This is a genomic window from Corallococcus exercitus (genome assembly GCF_042231735.1).
Classification (GTDB): domain Bacteria; phylum Myxococcota; class Myxococcia; order Myxococcales; family Myxococcaceae; genus Corallococcus; species Corallococcus exercitus_B.
Genome location: NZ_CP102577.1, coordinates 3,596,602 through 3,622,062 on the forward strand (window position 1 = coordinate 3,596,602; position 25,461 = coordinate 3,622,062).

The window sequence follows — 25,461 nt, forward strand, 5'->3', positions numbered from 1 at the left end:
GCCGCGCATGCTCGACGTGACGTCGAAGGACTTCGACATCGAGCTGCGGCTGCTGCTCGAGGCCCTGTACCTGAAGTACCACTACGACTTCCGCGGCTACGCGGCGTCGTCGCTCAAGCGCCGGCTGGCCCAGGCCGCGGACCACTTCGACTGCGCCACCCTGTCCCAGCTCCAGGACCGGGTGCTGCACGAGCCCGCGCTGTTCCCCTCCCTGCTGGACTACCTCACCGTGCAGGTGAGCGAGCTGTTCCGCGACCCGTCGTACTACCGCGCGCTGCGCGAGCACGTGGTGCCGGTGCTGCGCACGTACCCTTCCCTCAAGGTGTGGATCGCCGGGTGCAGCACGGGCGAGGAGGCGTGGTCGCTCGCCATCCTGCTGCGCGAGGAGGGGCTCCTGGAGCGCACGCTCATCTACGCCACGGACATCAACCCCAGCGCGCTCCAGCGCGCGGAGGCCGGCGTGTACGCGGTGGACCGCATCGCGTCCTTCACCCAGAACCACCGGCTGTCCGGCGCGCGCACGTCGCTGTCGGACTTCTACACGGCCGCGTACGGCGGCGCGGTGTTCGACCGTTCACTCAAGGGGCACATCGTCTTCTCGGACCACAGCCTGGCCACCGACAGCGTCTTCGCGGAGGTGCAGCTCCTGTCGTGCCGCAATGTGCTCATCTACTTCAACCGCGAGTTGCAGGAGCGCGCGCTGGGACTGTTCGCGGAGTCTCTCTGTCACAAGGGGTTCCTGGGCCTGGGGGCGCGCGAGTCGCTGCGCTTCTCCTCCCACGAGGCCGCCTTCACCCCCGTCGTCCCCGAGGACCGGCTCTACCAGAAGCGCTAGAGGACCCACCGTCCATGCCCACCGCGCGCCATCCTTCCGCGACGCCTCCTGGCCGCGTCGACGCCATCGTCCTGGGCACGTCCGCGGGCGGGGTGGACGCGCTGTCGCAGCTGCTGCCCACGCTGCCCGGCGACTTCCGGCCCGCGCTGCTCGTCGTCGTGCACCTGCCCCGCGACCGCCCCAGCCTGCTGGTGGACGTGTTCGCCCCCCGGTGCGCGCTGCCGGTGTACGAAGCGGCCGACAAGCAGCCCATCCAGCCGGGGTCCCTCTACTTCGCGCCCCCGGACTATCACCTGCTCGTGGACCGGGACGCGCACGGCCCCACGCTCGCGCTGTCCCAGGACGCGCCGGTGCACTTCTCCCGCCCGTCCATCGACGTGCTCTTCGAGTCCGCGGCGGGCGTCTACGGCGAGCGCCTGGGGGGCGTCCTCCTGACGGGCGCCAACACGGACGGGGCCCTGGGCCTCCAGGCGGTGCGACGCGGGGGCGGCGTCACCCTGGTGCAAGAGCCTGACACCGCGCGTGTGGCCACCATGCCCGCGGCGGCGCTCGCGGCCGGGCCGGTGGATTTCGTGCTTCCTCTTGAACAGATGCCCGCCGTCTTCCGGGCATGGGGAGATGGCGGTGCTATCTGACCTGTCTGTTCTCAGCAAGGAGCCCCTGTCCGTGGCCTCCCGGGTGAAGTGCCTGCTCGTCGATGACCTGGAGGAGAACCTCCTGGCGCTGTCCGCCGTGCTGCGGCGCGACGACGTGGAGGTGCACTGCGCCCGCTCCGGCGCGGAGGCACTGGAGCTGCTGTTGCAACACGAGTTCGCGCTCGCGCTCGTGGACGTGCAGATGCCGGAGATGGACGGCTTCGAGCTGGCGGAGCTGATGCGCGGCTCCGAGCGCACGCGCGACGTGCCCATCATCTTCGTCACCGCGGGCACGGGCGACCCCCGGCGCACCTTCAAGGGCTACGACGCGGGCGCGGTGGACTTCCTCTACAAGCCGCTGGAGGCGCGCGCGCTGCGCAGCAAGGCGGAGGTCTTCTTCCAGATGCACCGCCAGAAGCAGCAGCTGGCGCAGCAGCTGGACACGCTCGCGGAGACCCTGCGCCTCAACGAGATGTTCACCGCGGTGCTGGGCCACGACCTGAGAAACCCCCTCTCCGCCATCCTCACCGCGGCGGACCTGCTCCAGCGCCGCTCGGACGACGAGGCCGTGAAGAAGACGGCCACGCGGATGATGGCCGCCGGCAAGCGCATGGGCCGGATGATTGAGGACGTGCTGGACCTGGCGCGCGCGCGGCTCGCGGGCGGCATCCCGCTGCGCCGGGGAGAGACGGACTTCGGGCAGCTGGTGCAGCGCATGGTGCAGGAGCACCAGACGGCGTGGCCCCGCCACCGCATCGAGGTGCAGCAGGACGGCGACCTCGTGGGGGACTGGGACGCGGACCGGCTGGCGCAGGTGGCCTCCAACCTCATCGGCAACGCGCTCCAGCACGGCGACGCCGCGGAGCCCGTGCGCATCCGCGTGGACGGCACGCGCGACGACGCCCTGCGCTTCACCATCACCAACGTGGGCGTCATCCCGCCCCACCTCCTGCCCTTCCTCTTCGACCCGTTCCGGGGCGGCAACCAGCGCCGGGGCCGGGGCGAGGGGCTGGGCCTGGGGCTCTACATCGTCCAGCAGATCATCCACGCGCATCAGGGCGGCGTGGAGGTGCTCTCCGGCACCGGGCCCTACACGGAGTTCCGGGTGGAGCTGCCGCGCAAGGGCGTGGACGTCGTCAAGCTGTAGCGCCGTTGTCCGCGGGCACGCTGCCCGGCCCGTCCGGCTCCGGCTCGGGGAGCGGCAGCGTGTGCAGCCCCCAGCGCTGCCCGGCCTGCCAGGAGGCGACGCCGGACACGCCCCAGCCGGCGCGCTGGGCCTCGCGGCCCTCGAACTCCAGCCAGAAGACGGCGGTGTCCGGCCGCGCCGCCTGGTCCAGGCACGCCACGCGCGACGTCGTGCGCCCGTGGGACTCCAGCGCCACCGCGAAGGGCTTGTGCGAGTGGCCGCAGAGCACCCACTTCGGGTGCACCGTGTCCACCAGCTTGCGCGTCACCGGGTTGCCAATCCACGGCGACGGCAGGGGGCGCGCGGGGGCCAGCCGCTCGTCGCGGGCCTTCTGCACGATGCCCCGGGGCCACTCGTGCACCAGCAGCAGGTCCACGTCGCGCGCCGCGGCCACCTGCTCCACCTCCGGCGTGCGGAAGTAGCCCGCCTGCTTCGCCGTATCCAGCGACGTGGGCCGCTTCAGCGGCTGGTCGATGAAGCGCGGCGCGTGGATGCCGGACAGGTACGCCACGCGCAGGGGGCCCAGGGTGCGCAGTCCCGCGCGGCCCAGGTAGTGGACGTCCGGGGCCAGCTCCCCGCCGTCGGGCAGGTCGTGCAGCGCCTCGAAGTCCTCGTTGTTGCCGCCAATGAAGTACAGCGGCCGCTTCACGCGGCGCACGCCGTCCGCGTACTCGGCGAACTCCGCGGGCATGGCGCGCTTGGCGGCCTTGCGCCGGTGGTCGTCCGCGCGGCGGAAGGCCTCCACGTCCCCCACCGCCAGCACGAAGTCCACCCGCCGGCCGCGCGCCTGCTCCAGCGCGTCCAGCCACGCCTCCACCCGGTGGAAGCGTCCATGGATGTCACCCAGCGCGGCGACGAGGAGGGAGTCCTGCGGCATGCCCTTCACTCAAAGCCTCCCGCCCCGCGCTGTCGAGTCATCCCCCTCCGGCACTTTCCGGTGACGGACGAATGGCCGTCCTGGCTACGGGCAACCCAGCGGATAGGTGACTTCCACCACCGTGCCGGGAGCCGGGGCGTGCGCGCGGTCGAAGACGACGGCGTTGGCGCGCGCGTCATAGGTCCAGCCGTCCGTCACGGGCACCCCATCCACCCGGACGACGAGGGCGCCCGGGTCCGCGGGCAGCTCCGCCAGGGGGAAGGTGCGGTTGGGGCCGAAGGCGCTCTCCGACAGCTTCTCCAGCGACGCGGCCCAGTTGGGCGTGCAGATGCTGTCCACCACGCCGCCCAGCTTGTGGGCCAGCTCCATGTAGCGGCTGCCGGAGCTGCTGGACGTGGTGCAGGTGGACAGGTCCTCCGGGCCCACCACGGCGTTGAAGCTCACCTTGGTGGGGTCGTTCCCCTTCAGGGCCAGCAGGTAGGTTTCGTACCAGGCCACCGGCTGCGCGCTGAAGTCCTCCTCGTCCGACAGCACGATGATGGCCAGCTTCGCGTCGTCGCGCAGGAAGCCGCCGTTGCCGTCGTCGGACTCCGCCGTGCGCGGGTCGTCCAGGTTGTAGAGCAGTGGATCCGACAGCGCGCGGTACGTGGCATCCAGACCCTGCTCGTTCCAGTGGCACACGCCCACGTGGGTGTTGATGGCGAAGACGCCGGCCGCGTTGGGCGTCTGGGGCGTGATGATGCGCGGGCTGGAGCCGTCCACGGGGAACAGGCGCCCGTTCTCACCGCCCATCGCGCCGCCGGGGCACTCGGACCAGCCGCCGGGGGACGGGTCCAGGCCGGTGGTGGTGACGCCGATGCGGTAGTCCACCTGCGCGGCGGTGGCGGCGGAGAGGAAGGCCGCGAAGTTCTCCCCCAGGCTCTGCTGCTCCTCCATCATGGAGCCCGAGTTGTCGACGACGAAGAGCACGTCCACGCGCGCCTCCGCCTCCTGGACGAAGCGGTCCGTCTGCTCCGTCTTCGCCAGCCCCCGCCCCACGAGCCCCGCGTTGTAGACGGCGCCGTCCTTCAGCGTGAAGCGCACCGTCGCCGCGGCCTCGCCCTCCTCCACGGGCGCGTACTTCGCGGTGAGCTTCACGCGCCCGCCCGCCGGAATCGTGGCCGGCAGCGCGCCGGACACCTCGAACTCCTGGCCCGCCTGCTCCAGCTTCATGCCCGCGACCTTCACGTCCCCCGGACAGTCGTTGTAGGCCATGAACTCGCGGGTGCGCGGGCCGCACACCAGCCGGCTGACGCCGAAGTCCACCGTGGTGGGCTGCACGGAGAAGCACCCCTGCACGCCCCGGCCCACCAGGTTCACCAGCGGGTGGCCGCGCGTGGGGTGGCTCACCCAGCCCTCCGCGAGCCCCTGGAACTCCCCTTCCACGGGCGGCTGGAAGCGCACGATGAGCGTCGCCCTCTTGCCGGGCTCCAGCACGCTGTTGGCCACCGCCGTCGCGCGGAAGGCCGGATCCGACCCCGACGCCAGCTGGAGCGCCGACAGGAAGCACGCCTCGTTGCCGGTGTTGCGCAGCGTGACGCCCAGCGCCACCTCCGAGCCCACCGGCACCTGGCCGAAGTCCAGCACCGCGGGCAGCGCGTACTCGCACGGCGCGAAGGCCCGGCCCTCGCCCGACAGCGTCACCCCGTCCGTGGCGCTGGAGGTGCGCTGGGTGGAGGTGACGGCCAGCTGCCCCTGGCTCACGCTGCCCACGCCCGCGCGAGGGCTGAAGGTGACGCCCACCTTCAGCGTGCCCCCCGGCGCCACCGGCTGGTTCGACGGGGGCTGCGCGAGCGTGAAGTAGCCGCCCGCCTGCGTGGTGAGGTGCAGGCCCGTGACGGAGGTCTCCTCGCGGCAGTGGTTGTGCACGGTGACGTCGCGCGTGGCCGTCATGCCGAAGGCCACCGGCCCGAAGTCCAGGTGCGCGGGCGTCACCTCCACGCACGACGCGCCCCCCTCGCCCGTCAGCGTCACCTTGGGGCCGGGCGACGTCGTCTTCGGCTTGCGCACGGCCACCTCCACGCGGCCGTCGCGCACCCGGCCGGACGCCCGCGGCGTGAAGGCCACGCGCAGTTCCACCACCGCGCCCGGCGGCAGGATGTCATTGGGCAGCGCGGGCGCGCTCACCACCTTGAACACGCCGGACGGGTCCTCCAGGAGCGACGCGCCCTTGTAGCTGAGCGGTTCGTTGCCCTGGTTGCGCACGGTGATGCGTTCCTCGGCGGTGGCGCCCACGGCGACCCGGCCGAAGTCCACGCGCAGCGGCGTCACCTCCAGCGCGCTGGCCACGCCCATCCCCGTCAGCGTCACCACCGCGGGCTCGCAGCCGTCACAGACGGCCACGTGCAGCGCCGCCTCCGCGTTGCCCAGCCGCACCGGGCTGAAGGCCACCGGCACCTTGCGCGTCTCGTGCGGCGCCAGCGAGGACGGCAGCCCCGCCCCGGCGGAGAACTGATCCGCGTCCGCCCCCTCCACCGACAGCACCAGCGGGCTCTCCACGTCGGAGGGGTTGCGCACCGTCACCTCGCGCATCTCCACCAGCCCCAGGTTCACGTTGCCGAAGTCGAGCGCCGACTCCGGCACCTCCACCATCGCCTTCACGCCGCGCCCGCTGACGGGCACCTGCGCCGCCGCGCCGCCGGAAGCGTCGGTAAGCAGTTCCAGCTGCCCTTGCACCGCGCCCTCCACGTCGGGCGTGAAGCGCACTTCAATCTCGTGCTCCGCGCCGGCCGTGAGCGTGAAGGGCTCGAACGCGGGGACGCTCACGTTGGGCAGCGACGAGCGCGCCCCTTCCACGCGGTACGACGCGCGCCCCTGGTTCGCCAGCCGCAGCTTCATCACCTTGGTGCGGCCCACCGCGGCGGCGCCGAACTCCAGGAGCTCCGGCCGCGCGGCGAAGCCCGTGCGTGCCTGCTGTGAAGTGGGTCGCTCACACGCCGTCCCCGCCGCCACCGCCACCGCCAACACCAGCCATCGGAGTCCACGCATACAGAGTCCCGTCCTTCCTACACACGGCACCGGTGTCCCCCCACACAGCCCTGCACGTGGATCCGGTCGACGTGGAAAGGTGCAACCCTGGTGCCTGGACGTCCCAACGAGGCGCCGTCACGCCGCCAACACGGCAAACGGGCGCCCACGCAAGGGAACGGGCTTTAACGGGTAAAGCAGGAGATTCCACGTTTCGTGGAAGCGACTGCAAAAGCTTCTAAAACGGCCGATGCCACACCGACCTCTCACCCTCGGGGGCCGTGCGACTTGCAGCGGGGAGGAGTGGAGCGCGCAGGACGGCCGTGTGCCCGTCAGGCCGGGGGATGCGGGCGGGCGTCCCGGGTGTTGCTCCAGAACCGCTCCGGGCGTGCGCCTTTGCGTGCACCGGAACACCCTTTCAGTGATAAAGCGCGCCCCCATGTCCGAGCCCGACGTCATTTCCATCCGTGGAGCCAGGGAGCACAACCTCAAGACCGTCTCCCTGGACATCCCGAAGAAGAAGCTCGTGGTGTTCACCGGCGTGTCGGGCTCCGGCAAGAGCTCGCTCGCGTTCGACACGCTCTACGCGGAAGGCCAGCGCCGCTACGTGGAGAGCCTGTCCTCCTACGCGCGCCAGTTCCTGGGGCAGATGGAGAAGCCCCGCTACGACACGCTGCGAGGCCTGTCGCCCACCATCTCCATCGAGCAGAAGGCGGCCAGCAACAACCCGCGCTCCACGGTGGGCACCGTCACGGAGGTGCACGACTACCTGCGCGTGCTCTACGCCTCCATCGGCGTGCAGCACTGCCCCCAGTGTGGGCGCAAGGTGGGCAAGCAGAGCGCGCAGCAGATCGTCGATGAGATCATGAAGCTGCCCGCGGGCACCAAGCTCCAGGTGCTGGCGCCCATCGTCACGAACCGCAAGGGTGAGCACAAGGACCTGCTCGCGGAGGCGCAGAAGCGCGGCTTCTCCCGCGCGCGCGTGGACGGGAAGGTGCGCGAACTGGAGGAGCGCATCGAGCTGGACAAGAAGTCCAAGCACGACATCGCGCTCATCATCGACCGGCTGGTGTTGAAGCCGGACCTGCGCACGCGCCTGACGGACTCCGTGGAGACCGCGCTGCGCGAGGGCAAGGGCACGCTCATCATCACGGATGAGAAGGGAACGCTCGCGTCCGACCGCGTGATGAGCGAATTGAACGCGTGCCCCGCGTGCGGCCTGTCCTTTGGCGACCTCACGCCCGCGTCGTTCTCCTTCAACAACCCGCTGGGCATGTGCACGGACTGCAACGGCCTGGGCACCCGGCCGGAGATGGACGCGGACCTGCTGGTGCCGGACCAGAGCCGCAGCATCCGCGACGGCGCGATTGAGCCGTGGGCCAGCGGCATGAACCGCGGCGAGGGCTGGACGGCGGACTTCGTGGAGAGCCTGGCGACCGCGTTCAAGATCGACCTGGACGTCCCGTACGCGAAGCTGTCCAAGCGGGAGAAGGACGTCCTGATGAACGGCGTGAAGGGCAAGTCCTTCACGGTGCAGTGGGGCGAAAACGGCCAGTACAACATGGAGTGGGAGGGCCTGCTCGCCCGCACCATGCGCAACTTCAAGACGACGACGTCGGAGGCGCGCAAGGCGGAGCTCCAGAAGTACTTCAGCGACAAGCCCTGCCCGTCCTGCAAGGGCGAGCGCCTGCGTCCGGAGAGCCGCGCGGTGAAGGTGCACCAGCGCACGCTCGTGGACCTGAGCCGCATGACCATCACGGAGGCGCGCAGCTTCCTCACGCAGATGGGCCTGAGCGCGCAGGAGGAGAAGATCGCCCAGGAGCTGCTCAAGGAGATCCGCAGCCGCCTGTCCTTCCTGGTGGACGTGGGCCTGGGCTACCTCACGCTGGACCGCACCGCGTCCACGCTGTCCGGCGGTGAGAGCCAGCGCATCCGGCTGGCGTCGCAGATGGGCAGCGAGCTGACGGGCGTCATCTACATCCTGGATGAGCCCTCCATCGGCCTGCACCAGCGCGACAACGGCAAGCTCTTGACCACGCTCAAGCGCCTGCGCGACCTGGGCAACTCCGTCATCGTCGTGGAGCACGACGAGGAGACGATGGAGGAGGCGGACTACCTGGTGGACTTCGGCCCTGGAGCGGGCGAGCTGGGTGGGCAGGTGGTGTCCCAGGGCACGCCCAAGCAGGTGATGGCGGACGAGAAGAGCCTCACCGGCGCGTACCTGTCCGGGCGCCAGGAGATTGAAATCCCGGAGACGCGGCGCAAGCCCAATCCCAAGCATCAAATCTCCATCCTGGGCGCGACGGAGAACAACCTGAGGAACGTGGACGCGGACATCCCGCTGGGCATCTTCACGGCCGTCACGGGCGTGTCCGGTGCGGGCAAGTCCACGCTGATCAACGAGATTCTGTACCCGGCCCTGGCGCGCGCGCTCTACGAGAGCCGCGAGCCCATGGGGAAGCACAAGTCCATCAAGGGCCTGGAGCACCTGGACAAGGTCATCGACATCGACCAGCGGCCCATTGGCCGCACGCCGCGCAGCAACCCGGCCACGTACACCAAGGTGTTCGACGCCATCCGGGAAGTGTTCGCGATGACGCCGGAGGCGCGCACGTTCGGCTACGGGCCGGGGCGCTTCAGCTTCAACATCAAGGGCGGCCGCTGCGAGGCGTGCGAGGGCGACGGCGTGAAGCTGGTGGAGATGCACTTCCTGGCGGACGTCTACGTCCCCTGCGAGGTGTGCAACGGCAAGCGCTTCAACGAAGCCACGCTGCGCGTGCGCTACAAGGGCAAGAACATCGCGGAGACGCTGGACCTGAGCGTGCGCGAGGCGGTGGACCACTTCGGCGCGCACAAGGACATCATGCGCGTGCTCACGACGCTCACCGACGTGGGCCTGGGCTACCTGCGGCTGGGGCAGCCCTCCCCCACCCTGTCCGGCGGCGAGGCGCAGCGCATCAAGCTGGCGCGCGAGCTGGCGCGCGTGGCCACCGGCCGCACGCTCTACATCCTGGACGAGCCCACCACGGGCCTGCACTTCGAGGACATCCGCAAGCTCCTGTCCGTGCTCAACCGGCTGGTGGAGGCGGGCAACAGCGTGCTCGTCATCGAGCACAACCTGGACGTCATCAAGAGCGCGGACTGGCTCATCGACCTGGGGCCGGAGGGCGGCTCGGGCGGCGGGCAGATTCTGGCCACCGGCACGCCGGAGGACGTGGCGAAGGTGGAGGCCAGCCACACGGGCCGCTACCTCAAGCACGTGCTGGGCAAGGCACGCCGGGCCCGCATCGGCAAGCGCGTGGACGCGGCCTGAGTCTCACGAAGCAGGTGGCTCCTGGGTCGTGGGCCAGGAAGACGCCAGAGGCACGCAGCCGCCCAGCCCGGTGGTGGGTGGAGGCGGGTCCTGAGGTTCGGGCTGGAGGCCCTCCTCCGCTGACGGAGTTGCCAAACCTGTCCGACAGTCGGACAGGTTTCCCAGGGCCGCGCCTGGAGTGGCCTCCTCCTGGACGCAGTCATCACCGGGTTCGCGGGGATGACTCTCCAGAGCGGATGGAAGCAGCTGCGCCCCGCGGTCCGGCTGCCCGGGGAGGACCGCTCCCCGCGGGCGAGGCACGGACCCGAGCGCCTCGGTGGGCTCGGCGGCTGGTGCGAGGGTGCCGAGGTCACGCTCCCCGACGAAGGGGCGTGCCTCAATCACCTCATCCTGCTGGGGGGCCGCCGAGAGGCCGCCAAGGTCCAGTTCCTCTACGCATGGGCGTGCCTCAAGAGGACCGTCCTGGTGGGTGGCTGACGCGGGTGCGCCGAAGCCGCACGGCTGGGCGTGGTGGACCTCGGGAGCCCCAGTCTCCGGGGGGACTGGCGCGAACTGGTTGAGCACGCGCTCATCGCACGCCTTCATCAGTGCAGGCAGCTGGTGCTGAAGTGCCTGCGCGTCGCGCTCGCTCAAGGCGTGCATCGCGCACAGGGCCCACTGGCGCAGGGATTCGCCGCCCATGAAGGACAGCAGCCGGGCCGCGTTGCCTCGCAGGGCCCGTTGCAGGGACTGAATGAGGAGCACGTGCCCTGGACGTGACGCCGCCTGGGCCGCCAGCCGCAGCAACTCGAATTCCAGCTGCGCGCACCGTGCCCCGGGGTTCCAGTGCGCCGCGTCCGAGAGCCTGTAGCAGGTGTCCTCCAGCAGGCTCACGTCCCGCTCGGAGGCACTCGCGCAGCAGTCCGCCAGGAGCTCCACCAGCACCTGTCGCTTGAGGCTGAAGAAGCCCTCCAGCAGCCGCCGGCATTCCTCGGAGCGCGCGTCATGCAACGCCAGGCCCAGGTTCTCCAGCGTCAGTGACTCATCCAGCGCCACCGCACGCGTCACCCGGCCGGGACGCTGCACCACCAGGCCTCGCGCCGCCAGCCGCCGCAGCGCTTCGCGCACGGTGCCTCGGCTCACCCCATAGCGACGCGCCAGCACCTGCTCCGAGCCAATCTGCCCGTTCCTCGGCAGCCTCCCCAGCGAAATCTCGCGCTCGAGTTGCTCCTCCACGTACGCCACGAGCCCCACCCTCACCATCACCGTCCGCCTCCTCGTCCCAGCCTCGCCCATCCAACCAGAGGGGTCTGACATGGACGCGTGGGCACATTGTTCTCGGCGGCTGCCGGGCCAGGCCGGCCTGGGCCCCAGGCAGTGCGAACCTGTCCGACTGTCGGACAGGTTTGGCGAAAGCGCTCCCGGCGGGCCCCCCTGCCTGTGGCTCCACTCGGGTCTCCGCCCAGGCACACCGTCGCGGACCGCCTCCGTGCTCGGCGAGGCGCGCGTGCGCTGAGAACTCCCGGCGGGCCCCCCTGCCCGTGGCCCCACCCGGGTCTTTGCTCAGCCCCCCCTCGCGGACCGCCTCCGCGCTCCGCGAGGCGCGCGTGCGCGGAGGACTTCCGGGCCCAGGATTGGGTAACGAACTTCGGGCGTCCTGCTTACGCTGTCCCCACTTCGCGAACGGGAGGAAGGCTCGATGGACGTGGTGCACAGTGCCCTGCACGCAGGGCATGACGGCGGGGTGGAGCTTCATCGCGGTCAACTGGTGCCCTGCTACGAGTGCCCCGCTCGGGTGGACTTCATCGAGCAGGCGCTGCGGGCGGCGGGCCGTCACACCTGGCTGCCGCCGCGCGACTTCCCGCTGGAGCGCCTGCTGAGCATCCACGACGCGGGCTTCATCGAGTTCCTGCGCACGGCCTATCCGCGCTGGCAGGCCGAGGGGCGCGACGGCTCCATGCTGCCGAGCGGCTTCCCGGCGCGGGGCCTGCGCCGGGACCGCGTGCCTTCCGGCATCCACGGCGCGATGGGCTACTACGCGTTCGACGCAGGGACGCCCATCGTGCCGGGCACCTGGGAGGCGGCGCTCGCCTCCGCGCACTGCGCGATGACCGCCGCGGCGCTCGTGGCGGAGGGCGCGCGGGCGGCCTATGCGCTGTGCCGGCCGCCAGGGCACCATGCCGCGAGCGGGACCTACGGCGGCTACTGCTTCCTCAACAACGCGGCGCTGGCGGCCCAGGGGCTGCGCGACGCGGGCAAGGCGCGGGTCGCGCTGCTGGACGTGGACTACCACCACGGCAACGGCACCCAGGAGATCTTCTGGGAGCGCGATGACGTGCTCTTCCTCTCCATCCACGGCACGCCGGACACCGAGTACCCCTACTTCCTCGGGTACGCCGACGAGCGCGGCGCGGGCCGGGGCGAGGGCTACACACTGAACCTCCCGCTGCGGCGCGGCACGGACTGGGCGGGGTACTCCGCCGCGCTGGCCACGGCGCGGCAGGCCATCCAGGCCTTCGGGGCGGACGCACTGGTGGTGTCGCTGGGCGTGGACACCTACGAAGGCGACCCCATCAGCGCGTTCAAGCTGCGCAAGGAGCACTTCCCGCTGCTGGGAGAGCAGTTGGCCGGGCTGGGGCTCCCCACGGTGCTGGTCCAGGAGGGCGGCTACGCGGTGGAGGACATCGGCCACAACGTGGCGGCCGTGCTGGGCGCGTTCAACGCCGCTGGTTGAGTCGCGCGACCCCCACGCACTCCTGCGGTAGGGTGGGGCCATGGCCGAGACCTCGACCGCCCCCAGCCCCCAGCGCTTCCCGCCCCAGATTCCCTACATCATCGGGAACGAGGCCTGTGAGCGCTTCAGCTTCTACGGGATGCGGAACATCCTCACGGTGTTCTTCATCGACTACCTCTTGCGCACGCACGTGCCGGAGACGGGCCTGCGGGAGGCGCAGGCGAAGAGCCTGATGCACCTGTTCATGGCGGGGGTGTACTTCTTCCCGCTCATCGGCGGCTACCTGGCGGACCGCTTCTTCGGGAAGTTCCACACCATCTTCGTGCTGAGCCTCGTGTACTGCGCGGGGCACGCGTGCCTGGCGCTCTTCGAGGACAACGCCAAGGGCTTCTACACGGGCCTGACGCTCATCGCGATTGGCAGTGGCGGCATCAAGCCGTGCGTGTCCGCGATGGTGGGCGACCAGTTCACGGAGAAGAACAAGCACCTGGTGAAGAAGGTCTTCGCCATCTTCTACTGGACCATCAACTTCGGCTCGTTCTTCGCGTCGCTGTTCGTCCCGCTGCTCATGAAGAACTACGGACCGTCGGTGGCCTTCGGCGTGCCGGGCATCCTGATGTTCGTGGCGACGGTCATCTTCTGGGCGGGCCGCAAGCACTACGTGCTGGTGCCGCCCACGGGCCCCAACCCGCACTCGTTCCTCAAGGTGCTGGGCAGCGCGTTCCGGGGCAAGGACGTGCCGGGCGGCAGCTGGCTGGACAAGGCGAAGGCGGAGCACCCGGCGGAAGCGGTGGAGGGCGTGAAGGCGGTGTTCCGGGTGTCCATGCTGCTTTTGCCCTTCGTGCCCTTCTTCTGGATGCTGTTCGACCAGAAGGCGTCCACCTGGGTGGTGCAGGCGCGGTCCATGGACCCGAACGTGGGCGGCATCGTGTTCCAGCCCAGCCAGATGCAGTTCATCAACCCCATGCTGGTGATGCTGCTCATCCCCTTTCTCACGGCCGTGGTGTACCCGGCCTTCCAGCGCGCGGGCTGGGAGCTGACGCCGCTCAGGCGCATGCCCATGGGCCTCATCATCGGCGCCGCGTCGTTCGTCATCGCGGGCTTCTTCCAGGTGGCCATGGAGGGCGGGACGACGCTGAACATCGCGTGGCAGCTGTTGCCGTACATCGTGCTGACGGTGGCGGAAATCCTCGTGTCCACCACGGGCCTGGAGTTCGCGTACACGCAGGCGCCCCGGGAGATGAAGGGCACCATCCAGAGCGTGTGGCTGGTGACGAACACGCTGGCGAACGTGGCGGTGGCCATCGCCGCGGCGCTCAACGTCTTCACGGGCTCCGCGCAGTTCTTCTTCTACGCGGCCCTGGCCGCGGTGGCCGGCGTGGGCATGGCGCTGGTGGCCCGCAAGTACGTCGTGCGGGACTACTACCAGACGGACGCGCAGGCCCCCATGGACGGCCGCAACCCCGCGGTGGAGCCGAAGCCGGCCTAGGGCCCCTGCTGCATCGTCGGGTCCGCGGCGGGAGCCGCGTGGGGCCCCTGGCGTGGGAGCTCCACCGTGAAGGTGGCCCCACGCCCCGCCTCGCTCTCGACCCGGACCGAGCCCCCCAGCCGCTCGACGAGCTGGTTCACGATGTGGAGGCCCAGACCCAGCCCGCCGTAGTGGCGCGACGACACGGCGCGCTCGAAGGCGCGGAAGATGCGCACGTGCCGCTCCGGTGGAATCCCGATGCCCTGGTCCCGGACCTCCAGCCGGGCCATCACGGCGTCCCCCTCGACGCGGATTTCAATGGGCCTTCCCTCGCCGTACTTGATGGCGTTCGAGAGCAGGTTGGTGACGATCTGATCCAACCGCGAACGGTCCCAGATGCCCGGCACCGGCGTGTCCGCGTGGACCCGCAGCCGGGTCCCCGACGTGGCCAGCTCGGGCGCGAAGCGGGCCGCGATGTCCCGCACCAGCGCGGCGAGGTCCACCTCCTCGAACTCCAGCTCCAGCCGTCCAGCATGGATGCGGGAGACGTCCAGCAGCGTGTTGACGAGCTTCGCCATCCGCTTCGCCTGACGCTCGATGACCTCCAGCGCGTGCGTCACCGTCTCCACCGGTGAGGTCCGGAGCGCGCCCGTCCTGGCGAGGCGCATCAGGCCCTGCACCGACAGCTGGAGGGACGTGACCGGGGTCTTCAGCTCGTGGGAGGCAATGGAGAGGAACTCATCCCGGAGGCCGATGGCCAGCTGGGCCTGCTGATAGAGCCGGGCGTTGTCCATGGCCATCGCGGCGCGGCGGGCCAGCTCCTGGACGAGGGCGACATCCGCCGGGCCATACGGGCCACTGCCCTCCAGGCGCGCGAGGGTGAGCGTGCCGAGCGCATGCTCCCGCGCGAGCAGGGGCACGGAGATCCGGAACGGGAAGTCGACGAGCGCGGCCACGTCCTGTCCGTCCCGGAGGCTCCGCGAAGGAGAGGTGGCGCGCAGCGCTTCGGAGCGGGCCTCGGTGATCCGCTGTGGGGAGTGATTCCCGTCCAGGACGTCCACCGCGCACGAGTCAGCGAAGCGCTGGACGGTCAGCGCTGCCACGCTCCGCAGCGCGTCCTCGGGAGCGAGCGAGCCGTCGAGCAGCCCGGAGGCCTCCGCCAGGAGCGCGGACCGCCCCTCCTGCTCCTCGGCCCGGGCGCGCGCCTGCTGCTCACGCTGGAAGGTCTGGTCGCGCTCCTGTTCGGTCCGGCGGTGCTCGGTGATGTCGATGCCGGTGCCGATGACGTACTCGATGGCTCCCGACTCGCTTCGCAGGACGTTGCTGGACCAGGAGATGAGGCGGCACTCTCCCTTCCGGGTCAGCCAGTGGTTCTCGTACTGCTCGTGCCCCAGCCCCGCCGCGAGCACGGAGAAGTGCATCTCCACCCGCGCCGCCTCTTCCGGCGGCAGCAGCCGCGCCCAGAACCGCTCACCGCGCAGCTCCTCGAAGGAGTAGCCCGTCACCTCCTGGCACGCCCGGTTGAAGCGGACGATGCGGCCTTCCGGGTCCAGGACGATGACCAGGGCGCGGGCCGTGTCCAGGACCGTCGAGCTGAAGTCCCGCTCGTGCTGGAGCGCGCGCTCGCTGTCCAGGGTCCGCGCGAAGAGCTGCCGGTGGATGAGCGCGGTGCGCAGCACGCCGCCCAGCCGCTCCACCATGCCCTGGTATTGCCGTGGCAGGTGCGGCTCGCGATCGAAGTACAGCAGCAGCACGCTGACGGGGGGCGCCGCGCCAGGCCCGGCTTCGTCGATGGGCACCGACCAGCGCACGAGCCCGGGCGAGGCCAGCTCCGGATAGGGCAGCTCCACCCGGAGCGGCCCGGGCTCGCGCGGGTGCCGGGGGAGCAGCCTGGGAATCGGGAGCTGGCGGGAGGCCGTGGACAGTCCGCTCGCGCCCAACAGCCCCACCTGTCCCCCTGGATCCGACTGGAACCAGAGCGCGACCGCGCAGCCCAGCCGCTCCGCGACGCGGTCCAGGAAGTCGTCAGCGGGCTTCTCCGGGTCCAGGAGGTCGAGCGCCGCGACGGTGAGCTCCTGGAGCACGCTCAGCAGCGCGAGCCGCTCCTCGGTGAGCTTGTGGTCCCCGTCCGCGCCATGGTCCTCCATGCGCCACCTCGTCCCCTTACCCCGGCAGCGCGACCACCACCGCTGTCTTGTTGTGGAACTGGGGGACCCCGCCCCCCATGGCCCCCACCTCGCCCAGGGTCAGACAGCCCACGACCGGGACGCCCTCGCCGAGCGCGTCCTGGAACCGGGAGAGCTCGTCCCGCACCCCCTCCCCCAGGATGAGGTAGCGGGAGACGCAGTCGAACACCACCGCGCCGCCCAGCGCGCCAGGGGTGGCTTCCCGGGCCTGGGCGGCGGCACCGGCCGCGGCGCCGAGCAGGTCCGAGCGCGAGCCCTCCATCACGCGGATCAGCGAGCCGTCCGGAATCTCCGCGATGCAGCGGACCGAGCCGTCGGCGTCGGCGGACAGGGGATCACGGATGACGAACTCGCCGTTGGCCTGGGGAATCCCCAGCGGGTGGGTCATCGCGAAGCGGGCGAAGCTCCGGGCATCCAGGGCGTCGCCCCGGCTCGCGGCCGTGCGCCGGTAGACCTCGAAGGCGCTCTCGTAATCCAGCTCGATGGCGGTCGCGCCCCGGGCCTTCGTGACCTGCGAGGGGGGACCATACGGAGACCAGCCGTGCTGGATCCCGATGCCCAGCGGTTGCCGGGCATCCATGGCAATCACCACCACCTGGTCCTGGTAGGCCTGCCCTTGCGAGAACTGGGCGGTCTTGACGAACCGGAGGTTGTTTCCCGCTCCGCCCCCCGCCCAGAGGATGCCCGCGCCCGCTTCCTGTTGAGCCCCGCGCACGACCTCCGTCGAGTTGCCGCTCACCGCGTCCGGCAGGACGAACAGCGCGCGCCGGTGTCCGGGCGGCTTGGGAGGCAGCTGGCTCACGGCCTCGGCCACCGCCGCGCGCCCGGCCGCTCGCGGGCGCTCACTGACCGGACCGCCCATCCCCACGCCAACGCGGAAGTCGTCGCCGAGAAACAGCGTGATGACCAGCCCCTGGAGCAGCAGCTCGGTTCCCGCGAAGACGCCCGCCGCGCAGCACCCGGCCCAGGGGATGGCCCCCAACTCCTCGCGGACCGCGGCCGCCAGCGACACCGCGTCGTACTGGTCCGTGCACAGGACGAGCGCGAAGGTGGGGGCGTCCGCGCCCCGCAGCGCTTCCTGGCCCGCTTCCCGCGCGGCGGTGGCGCAATCCGGCGAGCGGCTCTTTCCAATCTGGATCCGCATGGGGCTCCAGAATCGATACTCACGCGGGAGCGGGCGTGCAGGGCCCCAGGGGGCCACGAAGAACGCCGGAGCACCCAGGGGGCGCTCCGGCGTTCGTGCTTCGAAGGGGATGTCCCCTTTGGCTCAGGTGGCCGGGTGGACGCTGCCCTGCTGGGCCGGGGCCGGCGGCGCGGCCGTCACTTCGTCCGTGCCGTGCATCATCCGCTTCAGCATGGGGGCGAGGAACAGCAGGATGACGCCCGCCAGGCCCGCGCCGATGACGATGGTGAGGAACACGCTAAACTCACCCATCTTCTCCGAGTAGCCGCCCAGCACGCCGGACAGCTTGTTGGCCACCGCGTTCGCCAGGAACCACACGCCCATCATCGCGGAGACGACGCGCTGGGGCGCCACCTTGCTGACCATGGAGAGGCCCACCGGCGACAGGCACAGCTCGCCCATGGTGTGGAAGAGGTACGCCATGATGACCCACCACGCCGCCGCCTTGCCGTCCGCCGCGCTCTCCTTGGAGGCGCCCAGCATGAACGCGAAGCCCACGGACAGGAAGATGAGCCCCAGGGACATCTTCACCGGGATGCTCAGGTCCTTGCCCTTCGCCGCCAGCGAGCTCCACACCGCCGCGAACACCGGCGCCAGCGTCACGATGAAGACCGAGTTGAAGTTCTGGAACCAGGTGGTGGGCACCTCCCAGCCGAACATGGAGCGGTCCACCTTCTGGTCCGTGTAGAGGTTCATCAGGCCGCCCGCCTGCTCGAAGCCCGTCCAGAACGCGACCACGAACAGCGCGATGATGAAGATGACGATGATGCGGTCCCACTCCTGGCGGCTGAAGGCGTGGTGCTTGCCGTCCGGCGTCGTCGTCTGCGCGGCGGCGGGGCGCGGCTCGGGCGCCAGTCCCACGGTGCCCAGGTACCGCTTCGCCAGCGCCATGAAGATGATCAGGCCCAGCGTCATGCCCACGCCGGCGGAGCCGAAGCCCCAGTGCCAGCCCACGCGCTCGCCCAGCGTGCCGCAGATGAAGTTGCCCAGCACGGCGCCCAGGTTGATGCCCATGTAGAAGATGGTGAAGGCACCGTCGCGCCGGCCGTCACCCGCGGGGTACAGCCCGCCCACCATGGTGGAGATGTTCGGCTTGAAGAAGCCGTTGCCGATGATGAGGAAGCCCAGGCCCGCGTAGAAGATGGAGATGCCGGGTAGCGCCAATAACAGGTGGCCAATCACCATCAACGCGCCGCCCAGCACCACCGCCTTGCGCTGGCCGATGAAGCGGTCCGCGATGTAGCCGCCAAGAATCGGCGTCAGGTACACGAGGCCGGTGTACGTGCCGTAGAGGCCCAGGGCATCCGCGGTGGACCAGCCAAAGCCGCCCCGCACCTTGTCGGTGAGGAAGAGCACCAGCAGGCCGCGCATGCCGTAATAGGACATGCGCTCCCACATCTCGGTGGCGAACAACAAATACAGGCCCGGGGGATGCCCCTTGCGGGCCTCGCCCGCGGCGACGGTGCTTTGCATGCCGTGAGTTCCTCGAACGGATTGCTGTGAGGGGGAACGAAAAGTCGCGCGACTGTAACAGGAGTCACGCCTTCAGCGAGGACAGAGGACACCACGCGTCCGTGGGAATTCCCGTCCCCTGCGCGAGCGGCCCTTCAGCCCCCCGCGCCCCCTCCCATTCGTGGCCGGCCGCGTCAGCCGATGCGCCGCGACCACCGGCCGCGACTCGCACCCGTGGTGGGGGTGGAGGCCAGGGGCTCCGCGTGCGCCGGACGCAGGGGCAGCCGGACCTCCACCCGCGTGCCCTTGCCCATCTGGCTGGTGATGAGGATGCGCCCGCCGTGCTGCAGGATGATGCGGCGGCTGAGCGCCAGGCCCAGGCCGGTGCCCTCCCCCGCCGCGCGCGTGGAGAAGAAGGGCTGGAAGAGCCGCTCCAGGTCCTCCGGGCGGATGCCCACGCCGGTGTCCACGATGGTGACGAGCGCCTCGTCGCCCTGCTGCGCCGTCTCCACCTGCACGCGGCCGGTGTCGCCCACCGCGCGCACGGCGTTGTCCAGGAGGTTGAGCCACACCTGGTTGAGGGTGCCGGGGTCGCCCCAGATGGGCTCCGCGCACTGGTAGGTGCGCTCCACCACGACGCCCGGCGGGATGCGCCAGCCCAGCACGCTGAGCGTGGAGTCGAGCGCCTGATCCAACCGCACCGCCACGGGCTTCTCCGCCGTGCGCACGAAGGACAGGAGCGACTCCGCCAGGTGGCGGATGCGCTGGCCGCACTCCTCCATCACCTCCAGCATCGCGGGGCCTAGGTTGGGGTCGCCGCCGGTCTGCTTGCCCTGCACGACGTCCTTCAGCGGGATGAGCGCGTTCATCAGCCCGTTGAGGGGGTTTCGCACCTCGTGCGCGAAGCCGGAGGTGAGCAGGCCGATGGCCGCCAGCCGCTCGTTCTCCGCCGCGCGCACGGCCGCCTCGCGCAGGCGCAGCTGCGTCTCCACGCGCGCCAGCAGCTCGCGCGGGCTGAAGGGCTTGCCCAGGTAGTCGTTGGCGCCCGCGCCCAGCGCCTCCACCTTGGCGGACACCTCCTGGCGCGCGGTGAGCAGGATGACGGGCAGGTCCACCGTCTGCGCGTGGGAGCGCAGCTGCACCAGGAGGTTGAGGCCGGACAGCACCGGCATCATCACGTCGGACACCACCAGGTCCGGCCGTTCCTCCAGGGCGCGGCGCACGCCCTCCTCGCCGTTGGTGGCCTCCAGCACGCGGTAGCCGGGCGCGAGGATGTCCGCGATGAAGGCGCGGATCTCCGCGTCGTCCTCCACCACCAGGATGCGCGGGGCCTTCGCGTCCGCGCGCGTGTGGTCCTGCGGCTCCGTGGGGCGCTGCGCCCCGGCGACGGTGGCGGCCAGCACGGTGGCGAAGCGGCCGGAGCTGCGGCGCTCGCGGCGGGTGGGCAGGTCCGTGGAGCGGCGCTCGCGCAGGTCCTCGCGCAGGTGCTGGGTGCCCTTGGGCAGCCGCACGCGGAAGCTGGAGCCCTGCCCCGGCGTGCTCGACACCTCGATGCCGCCCGAGTGCAGCTCCAGCGTCTCCTTCACCAGCGCCAGGCCGATGCCGCTGCCCCCGAAGCGCCGCGTGCCGGACGTGTCCGCCTGGGCGAAGCGGTCGAAGATGACGGCCAGGTCCGCGGGCGCCATGCCCTGCCCGGTGTCCACCACCTCCACGTGCACGTCCGTGTCGTCCTCGCGCAGGCGCACCGAGATGGTGCCGCCGGCCGGCGTGAACTTGAGCGCGTTGGAGACCAGGTTGTGGAACACGCCCTCGATGCGCTCCGCGTCCACGTGCACCGGGGACACCGGCCCGCCCTCCAGCGTGAGGGTGAGCCCCTGCTTCTCCGCCACGGCGCGGAAGGGCAACAGCTGGGAGGACAGGAACGCGTGCAGCTCCAGCGGCTGGTAGCGCAGGCGCACCTTGCCCGCCTCCAGCTGGGCCAGGTTGAGCAGGTTGTCGATGAGCCTGAGCAGCCGCTGCGTGCTCCGGTCCAGCGTCACCAGCTGCTGCCGCACCACCGTGGGCAGCGACTCCGGCTCCTTCTGGAGCGCGTCCAGGGACAGCAGGATGAGCGTGAGCGGCGTGCGCAGCTCGTGGCTCACGTTGTCGAAGAACTCCGTCTTCAGCCGGTCCTGCTCGCGCTGCTTGACGAGCGCCGCCTCCAGCTTCTCGTTGGCCTCCGACAATTCGCGCGTGCGCGCCGCGACGCGGTCCTCCAGGGCCACGTTGCTGCCGAAGACCTCGTCGTAGCGCTGCTGCAGCTCCCGCAGCGAGCCCATGTTCGCCTGGGCCTGCGCCGCGAGCAGCTCGTCCTTGCGCTTGATTTCACGCCGCCGGTCCAGCCAGCCGCCCAGCGCGAAGCCGGCCATGCTCAGCGACGCCACGGAGAAGAGCGCGTCACCCCAGCCCAGGTGCGTGGCCAGCAGGCCGCTCACCATGCCCAGCAGCAGGCCCAGGTAGTGGCCCCAGAGCGTGGGCGGATCCGTCCACGTGAGGTGGTAGCGGCACGCCTCGCCGCCCAGCACCTGGCACTCCGTCTCCCGCACCTCCGCGGGGGCCAGGCCCCAGATGGTGGGGAAGGACGCGAACTGGCCCATGCGCAGCTCGCAGATGTTGCGGTTCTGCTCCGGGATGCTGCTGCGGTAGGCCAGCTTGAGCCGCTTGTGCTCCAGCAGGTCCACCGTGAACGCCCCCACCCGGTTGTAGCTGGGGGAGAAGTCGATGGTCTGCTTGTAGCAGGCCTTGGGCGAGCCGAAGGCGCGCAGCATGTAGAAGACGAAGCCCAGCGCCTGCGGTGACGCGGTGAACAGGCCCGCTTCGCGCATGAAGCGCGAGTCGCCGGACTCCTCGCGCAGCGCCGCCGCCGCGCGCTCCAGGAAGCGCAGCGAGACGTAGTTGGTGGGCTGGCGCATGTACTCCAGCCCCAGGCTGAACCCGTGCTCGCGCCACACCTTGGCCAGCCTCTCCGCGCCGTAGCGGTGCTCGAAGTAGAGCAGCAGCGTGGACGTGGCACGGACGCTCACCTCGGGGGCGTTGTCCGGTGACACGTCCTGCACCTTCACCGCCGGCAGGCGTTGGGTCACGGTTTCGTTCCTTCGGTGACGAGCGTCACCGCGTACTTCAGACCCTCCGGGTCCTCGAGCATCGCCAGGAAGTCATCGCAGTGCGACTGGTAGGCCTCGAGGCCGCCGAAGGCCGCGGCGCCCACCGGCGCCAGGGCCTCGAAGCGCGTCTTCCAGTCTCGCACGAGCCGCGCCTCCGCGGCGCCCGGAGAGAGGTAGAAGGGCATCAGGTGCACGCGCACGTCGGTGAGGCCCGCGCGGCGGAACTCGGAGAACAGCTTGCGGCCGACATACAGGTCGAACCCGCGCGTCGCCAGGGCCTCCACGATGCGCTGGGTGCCCGCGCGCAGGTGCTCCGGGAAGGGCCAGTTCTGGAAGCCCAGCCCGTCGATGTCGGACACCACCACGCGCCCCCCGGGCCGCGTCACGCGGATGAGCTCCGCGAGCGCGACGTGCCGGTCCGGCAGGTACTCGAAGACGTACTGGCTCCAGGCATAGTCGAACGCGTCCGCGGGCAGCCCCGTGGCGCGCACGTCCGCCTGGCGGAACGTCAGGTGCGGGCGGTGGGCGTTGCGCGCGCTCGCCTCCGCGACGCGGCCCTCGTGCAGGTCCACGCCGGTGACGTGGCCCCCCTCCCCCACCAGCTCCGCCATCAGCTCCGCGATGCCGCCGGGGCCGCAGCCGGCGTCGAGCACGCGGTCCCCCGGCTTGAGGCCCGTGCGGCGCAGGACGGCGCGCGTGTCCTGGGACTGCTCCTGCTCCAAGAGGCGGCGGGACTCATCGGCGGATTCCATCAGGTACATCACCGCACCTCCTGGTTCGGGGCCGGCGCGGAGGCCCGGCGCTTCGTGCGGCGCGTGGGCAGCTGGCGCTCGAAGAGCGAGCGCCAGGCCTCGCACCAGCGGCGCACCATGGAGCGGTGGAAGGTCCACTCGGAGAAGCGGCCCTGGTCCACGAAGCCCAGCTCGCGCAGCACCGGCACGTCCAGCGCGTCCACCAGCCCCAGCGCCGCGCGCCGGCCCCGCTCGCGCGCGTGCGTCACGCACCGCAGCGTCAGCGCCGCCACCGCGTCCTTCGCGCGCGGGTGCTCCCGGTCCGGCACCACGAGGTTGAAGCCGTTGGTGACCTCGATGAGGCTCAGGCCCGGCGTGGCCTCGTCCTGGAGCGCCAGCGCGAGCGGCCCCCCGTCGCCGTCCACCACGAACATCCGCCGCTCCCGGTGCAGCCCCGCCGCCCGGAAGCGCTCGCCCAGGACGGCCTCGGCGCCGGGGTCCGCGCGCAGGTCCTCGCTGAGCAGGCGCACCATCTCCCCCCGGCGGCGCAGGTACGACTCCAGCCACTGGCGGTCCTCCGGCCCCGCCTCGCGCACGGCCGGCAGCGCCGCCGCGTCCACCGCGGGCTTCAGGGGCAGGTCCGCGCGCAGGTAGTGGAACTGGCGCAGGTGGCACAGCCCCTGGCCCTCCAGCACGCGCGCCAGCCACGTGCCCAGCCGGTGCGGCCAGCGGTTGTCGGTGCGCCACATGTAGCGGATGAACTCCACGTCCTCCATCGCCTCGCCCACCTCCACCGCGAGCGACGTGAGCTCGCTGGAGATCTGCTCGCTGCGGCGGAAGCCCGGCATCACGGCCAGGTGCTGCACCAGCCACGTGCCGGAGTACATGCGCAGGCCGTTGACGTGTCCCAAGAGCCGCCGCGAGTCCGTGAAGACGAGCGAGCGTCCCAGCTCCCGCGCGCGGCTCAGCCGCTCGTGCGTGGCCTCCAGCACGGGCAGGACGCGGGACTCCTCGCCGAAGGGATGGTCCGGGTGGAAGGTGTAGCGGGCCTCCTCCATCATCCGCCAGAGGTCCGGGAAGCGGAACACCGCGCCGTCGCGCACCTGGGGCGCCCGCGCGGACACGAACGCGTCCACGATGGCGTCGCGCACCGTGCGCGGCATGTCCAGGATGCGCACGCCGCAGCGGTAGGGGCGCAGGCGCTGATCATGCCGGGACTCGAAGGGGACCACGTCCACCGAGCGCACCTCCACGCGGCACGCCACCTCCGCGCCGTCCGGCAACAGCAGCGTGGTGTCCAGGTGCGAGCCCACCGGCAGCACCTCGCACGACGCGTCGATGGGGAAGGCGAACCCGCGCGCGCCCAGGTCCAGCACCGCGCGGGTGATGCGCTGGCCGCTGAACGGCGAGGTGAAGCGCACGAGGAAGCGGTGGTGCGCGCTGGGGCGGAAGCGCTGCTGCCCGCGCCGGTTCTCCACCGCCAGCGCGCGGGGCATGCACAGGGACACGCCTTCATGCCCGACGTGGAGCATGCTGGTGACGCCCCGGTAGCGCTGGCCGCCCATCTCGAAGGAGAGGTGGACCACCTCTCCCACGCTCGCGGGCAGCGCCGAGGACACCCGCCCGCGCAAGAGGCCCCGCTCGTCGCTGGCCTCCACCGTGGCGGACTCCAGCCGGAAGTGCGCCGTCTGGCTGTCCGGCGGGTGCACCCACACGGGCAACTCGCGCCGCAGCGCCTTGCGCAGCGCGGCCTGCACCGCCACCGCGTCCCGCAGCGTGCGCGGCGGAGCGGACGTCGCCTCGACGGGGGCGGGGCGCCAGGAGATGCCCACGCGCAGGAACGCGTGCGGCCCCTGCTGCACGGGGGTCGCGTGGCGCACGTAGGCGCGGGCCACGTGCAGCACGGGCCGGCCGTCGCGCACCATGGACAGCGAGTCCAGGGGCGTGCCCGGCAGGAAGGCCGCCATCGACGCGTCCATGGGCACCTGGAGCGCGGCGCCGAAGTGGCCCAGGTCCTGGCACTCCGCGCTGAAGGGCCGGTCGCGCAGGAGGAAGTCCACGCGCATCCCCGCGTCCAGCACCACGCGCGTGGAGGCGCGCAGCTGGAGGATGTCGCGCAGCCGCATGCTCAGCTCCCCCTCGGTCAGCGCGTCATCCACCGTGCTGAAGACGTGCCCCTCCGCGGCCGTCTCCACCAGCTCCTCCAGGCCGTGCTGATCCGACCGCGCGCAGACGAACACGCAGACGGCCTCCGGCGCGGCGCGGTCCACGTGGCGCAGGAAGCGGCGCGCGTTGTCCGCGGGCGCGATGATCAGCGTGGGCACGGACGCCTCCATGCGCCGCGTGGCCTCCAGCTGTGAGCCCACCACCGAGACCCGGTGCGCTCCCAACGCGGACTTCAGCGCGTTGCGGCGCAGCTCGTTGGGGTGGACGATGAGGACTTCGTGAGTCGGCACGCTCATGGATTTTTCCCGACGCGCAAGAGCCACACCGGCGCCCGTGCACGGCGCCATTCCCGTCGACGCGGGGCATGCACGCGCCCCGTTCCCGCCATCCGCATGTCTTGAGTGTCCGAGCCTGGTGCTCTCTCTGGTGCCAGCAGGGCTCGCGCTGAGACGCCTTCCCGGTGACCCGCCGGCGAACAACCAGCGCGTACTTTACCTGCTCCCACGGATTAGGTGATGTACGCGGGGGTGAGAGGACTTTTCGGAATAGGTTAAAGACGCGCGGTCA

Annotated in this window: 15 protein-coding genes; 6 read left to right on the forward strand and 9 right to left on the reverse strand. The window is 71.1% G+C overall.

The window, feature by feature from the left end; all coding sequences use genetic code 11:
* Nucleotides 1-7: 7 nt before the first annotated feature.
* The 3 genes from NR792_RS13840 to NR792_RS13850 are packed head-to-tail and all read left to right on the forward strand — an operon-like array spanning nucleotide 8 to nucleotide 2,617.
* The gene (locus NR792_RS13840) at nucleotides 8-835 is read left to right on the forward strand and encodes a CheR family methyltransferase (protein ID WP_375760506.1); all 828 of its coding nucleotides are present in this window, start codon (nucleotides 8-10) and stop codon (nucleotides 833-835) included.
* A 14-nt stretch (nucleotides 836-849) separates the two neighbouring features.
* Nucleotides 850-1,470: a chemotaxis protein CheB gene (locus tag NR792_RS13845; protein ID WP_375760507.1), complete on the forward strand. Its 621-nt coding sequence runs from the start codon at nucleotides 850-852 to the stop codon at nucleotides 1,468-1,470.
* A complete protein-coding gene (locus tag NR792_RS13850) occupies nucleotides 1,454-2,617 on the forward strand; it encodes a response regulator (protein WP_375760508.1) in 1,164 nt (387 codons plus the stop codon). The genes NR792_RS13845 and NR792_RS13850 overlap by 17 nt, the downstream gene beginning before the upstream one ends.
* Here NR792_RS13850 and NR792_RS13855 read toward each other — a convergent pair.
* Together NR792_RS13855 and NR792_RS13860 are read right to left on the reverse strand one after the other, a co-directional pair.
* Entirely contained in the window at nucleotides 2,607-3,533 is a 927-nt protein-coding gene (locus NR792_RS13855; RefSeq protein ID WP_375760509.1) for a metallophosphoesterase, read from the reverse strand. The two genes, NR792_RS13850 and NR792_RS13855, sit on opposite strands and share 11 nt — an antisense overlap.
* Nucleotides 3,534-3,617: 84 nt before the next feature.
* Complete coding sequence (locus NR792_RS13860; RefSeq protein WP_375760510.1) at nucleotides 3,618-6,560, reverse strand: choice-of-anchor D domain-containing protein; 2,943 nt, start codon at nucleotides 6,558-6,560, stop codon at nucleotides 3,618-3,620.
* Between the two features lie 418 nt (nucleotides 6,561-6,978).
* On the opposite strand from NR792_RS13860, the gene uvrA reads away from it, so the two are divergent.
* Complete coding sequence (gene uvrA, locus NR792_RS13865) at nucleotides 6,979-9,852, forward strand: excinuclease ABC subunit UvrA (protein WP_375760511.1); 2,874 nt, start codon at nucleotides 6,979-6,981, stop codon at nucleotides 9,850-9,852.
* Between the two features lie 3 nt (nucleotides 9,853-9,855).
* Here uvrA and NR792_RS13870 read toward each other — a convergent pair whose 3' ends face one another.
* Nucleotides 9,856-11,094: a FadR/GntR family transcriptional regulator gene (locus NR792_RS13870; RefSeq protein WP_375761618.1), complete on the reverse strand. Its 1,239-nt coding sequence runs from the start codon at nucleotides 11,092-11,094 to the stop codon at nucleotides 9,856-9,858.
* A 436-nt stretch (nucleotides 11,095-11,530) separates the two neighbouring features.
* Here NR792_RS13870 and NR792_RS13875 point away from each other — a divergent pair, with 436 nt between their 5' ends.
* Both NR792_RS13875 and NR792_RS13880 read left to right on the forward strand, forming a co-directional pair.
* A complete protein-coding gene (locus NR792_RS13875; protein WP_375760512.1) occupies nucleotides 11,531-12,565 on the forward strand; it encodes a histone deacetylase family protein in 1,035 nt (344 codons plus the stop codon).
* Between the two features lie 40 nt (nucleotides 12,566-12,605).
* A complete protein-coding gene (locus tag NR792_RS13880) occupies nucleotides 12,606-14,054 on the forward strand; it encodes a POT family MFS transporter (RefSeq protein WP_375760513.1) in 1,449 nt (482 codons plus the stop codon).
* On the opposite strand, the gene NR792_RS13885 is transcribed toward NR792_RS13880, so the two are convergent.
* The 6 genes from NR792_RS13885 to NR792_RS13910 form a co-directional block, all read right to left on the reverse strand.
* The gene (locus tag NR792_RS13885; protein ID WP_375760514.1) at nucleotides 14,051-16,180 is read right to left on the reverse strand and encodes a PAS domain-containing sensor histidine kinase; all 2,130 of its coding nucleotides are present in this window, start codon (nucleotides 16,178-16,180) and stop codon (nucleotides 14,051-14,053) included. The two genes, NR792_RS13880 and NR792_RS13885, sit on opposite strands and share 4 nt — an antisense overlap.
* A gap of 16 nt (nucleotides 16,181-16,196) precedes the next feature.
* Nucleotides 16,197-17,363 (reverse strand): FIST signal transduction protein, encoded by a 1,167-nt coding sequence (locus NR792_RS13890; protein ID WP_375760515.1) that lies wholly within the window; start codon nucleotides 17,361-17,363, stop codon nucleotides 16,197-16,199.
* A gap of 123 nt (nucleotides 17,364-17,486) precedes the next feature.
* Nucleotides 17,487-18,875: a peptide MFS transporter gene (locus NR792_RS13895; RefSeq protein ID WP_375760516.1), complete on the reverse strand. Its 1,389-nt coding sequence runs from the start codon at nucleotides 18,873-18,875 to the stop codon at nucleotides 17,487-17,489.
* A 173-nt stretch (nucleotides 18,876-19,048) separates the two neighbouring features.
* The gene (locus NR792_RS13900; protein WP_375760517.1) at nucleotides 19,049-21,976 is read right to left on the reverse strand and encodes an ATP-binding protein; all 2,928 of its coding nucleotides are present in this window, start codon (nucleotides 21,974-21,976) and stop codon (nucleotides 19,049-19,051) included.
* Nucleotides 21,973-22,758: a methyltransferase domain-containing protein gene (locus NR792_RS13905; protein WP_375760518.1), complete on the reverse strand. Its 786-nt coding sequence runs from the start codon at nucleotides 22,756-22,758 to the stop codon at nucleotides 21,973-21,975. The genes NR792_RS13900 and NR792_RS13905 overlap by 4 nt, the downstream gene beginning before the upstream one ends.
* Nucleotides 22,758-25,190 (reverse strand): PilZ domain-containing protein, encoded by a 2,433-nt coding sequence (locus tag NR792_RS13910; RefSeq protein ID WP_375760519.1) that lies wholly within the window; start codon nucleotides 25,188-25,190, stop codon nucleotides 22,758-22,760. Before NR792_RS13910 ends, NR792_RS13905 begins: the two co-directional genes overlap by 1 nt.
* Nucleotides 25,191-25,461 lie beyond the last annotated feature (271 nt).